Origin of the sequence: Helicobacter pylori, assembly GCF_014496485.1 — a bacterium.
Lineage (GTDB): Bacteria > Campylobacterota > Campylobacteria > Campylobacterales > Helicobacteraceae > Helicobacter > Helicobacter pylori_DD.
This window is the reverse complement of sequence record NZ_JACTAX010000027.1, coordinates 1-1,973: the sequence shown is the minus strand read 5'-3', so window position 1 is coordinate 1,973 and position 1,973 is coordinate 1. Positions and strand designations below refer to the sequence as shown.

Genomic DNA, 1,973 nt, shown 5'->3' with positions numbered 1-1,973 from the left:
TTTATCCCACTAGCACGAAAAACTCCGTCCTTTAGGGCGGAGATGTAAGTGCTTAGCCGTTAGGTATTTGAATGTAATTCTACCTAATCCATTCGCTTTTTAGCGCATTCTATTAAAAATCAAAGTTAGCTAATTTAATGCGGTGTTTCTTGCTCTTGTATGTATTGCTTAATCATCTCTAAAGGCGCGCCCCCACAACTCCCAGCGAAATAACTAGGCGACCATAAATGCTTCCCCCACAAACTAGCTTCAACGCTTTTGAAATGGTGTTGTCTAGTCAAACGACTGCTAACGCCTTTTAAAGAATTAACTAACTTACTCACGCTCACTTTTGGAGGGTAGTTGATAAGCAAATGCACATGATCGCTCTCCCCATCAAATTCTACCAATTCGCTCTCAAAGTCCTTACACACTTTGGCAAACACCGATCCTAAAAAATCTATCACTTCCTTATTGAACGCTGAACGCCGGTATTTAGTAACAAATACCAAATGCACATGCATTAAAAAAATACAATGTCTTCCGTGTCTCATATCATCAATTTTTTTCATAGACCTATTTTAACAAAAAGAGGTTAAAATACTTCTATGAAAGTCAATAAGGGTTTTAAATTCCGCTTGTATCCCACTAAAGAACAACAAGATAAGTTGCAACACTGCTTTTTTGTCTATAATCAAGCTTATAATATTGGCTTGAATTTACTGCAAGAGCAATATGAAACAAACAAAGATTTACCTCCCAAAGAAAGAAAGTGGAAAAAATCAAGCGAGTTAGATCATGCAATTAAACACCACTTGAAGGCTAGGGGGTTAAGCTTTAGTAGTGTGATAGCCCAACAAGCACGCATGAATGTTGAAAGGGCTTTAAAAGATGCTTTTAAAGTTAAAGATAGGGGCTTTCCTAAATTCAAAAACTCTAAATTCGCCAAACAATCTTTTTTGTGGAACAATCAAGGCTTCTCTATCAAAGAGAGCGATGATGAGCGCTTCAAGACATTCACTCTGATGAAAATGCCTTTACTCATGCGCATGCATAGAGACTTCCCCCCTAATTTTAAAGTGAAACAAATTAGTATCTCTTGCAGCCATAGAAAATATTTTGTTAGCTTTAGCGTGGAATACGAACAAGACATTACTCCCATCAAAAACACTAAAAATGGTGTGGGGCTAGATTTGAATATCCTTGATATAGCTTGTTCTTGTGAGATAAACAACCATGAAAAACTAACGGACTTTAAGCAATACCAAACAGACATGAAAGAATTACTAGGGATAGAAATAGATGAAGAGCTGGACACTAAACGACTTATCCCTACTTATTCCAAATTGTATTCTTTAAAGAAATACTCTAAAAAATTTAAAAGATTACAAAGAAAACAAAGCCGTAGGGTGTTAAAGTCTAAACAAAACAAAACCCAATTAGGAGGTAATTTTTACAAAACGCAAAAGAAATTAAACCAAGCCTTTGACAAGTCTAGTCATCAAAAAACAGACAGATACCATAAAATCACAAGCGAACTTTCAAAGCAATTTGAATGGATAGTAGTTGAAGATTTGCAAGTAAAAAACATGACTAAAAGAGCTAAACTCAAAAATGTTAAACAAAAGAGTGGGCTTAATCAATCTATCAACAATACTTCATTCTATCAAATCATCTCTTTTTTAGATTACAAACAACAGCATAATGGCAAATTGTTAGTGAAAGTTCCCCCACAATATACGAGTAAAACTTGCCATTGTTGTGGGAATATCAACCCCAAGCTTAAATTAAATCATAGGCAATATTGGTGTTTAGAATGCGGGTATAGAGAACACAGAGACATCAACGCTGCGAACAATATTTTAAGCAAAGGGTTAAGTCTTTTTGGGGTAGGAAATATCCATGCAGACTTTAAAGAACAAAGCCTTTCGTGTTAGTGTCCATTAGGGCGCTTTAGTTAGGAAGCTCCTTGCTTTAGCAAGGGGTGGTTTCAC

2 protein-coding genes are annotated in these 1,973 nt (G+C 35.9%); one reads left to right on the top strand and one right to left on the bottom strand.

What is annotated here, in order from left to right; translation table 11 throughout:
- Nucleotides 1-134 precede the first annotated feature (134 nt).
- The gene (gene tnpA, locus IC572_RS07650; RefSeq protein ID WP_000717700.1) at nt 135-551 is read right to left on the bottom strand and encodes an IS200/IS605 family transposase; all 417 of its coding nucleotides are present in this window, start codon (nt 549-551) and stop codon (nt 135-137) included.
- A 36-nt stretch (nt 552-587) separates the two neighbouring features.
- Between tnpA and IC572_RS07645 the strand changes: the two genes are divergently transcribed.
- Entirely contained in the window at nt 588-1,916 is a 1,329-nt protein-coding gene (locus IC572_RS07645; protein WP_187855765.1) for an RNA-guided endonuclease InsQ/TnpB family protein, read from the top strand.
- Nucleotides 1,917-1,973 lie beyond the last annotated feature (57 nt).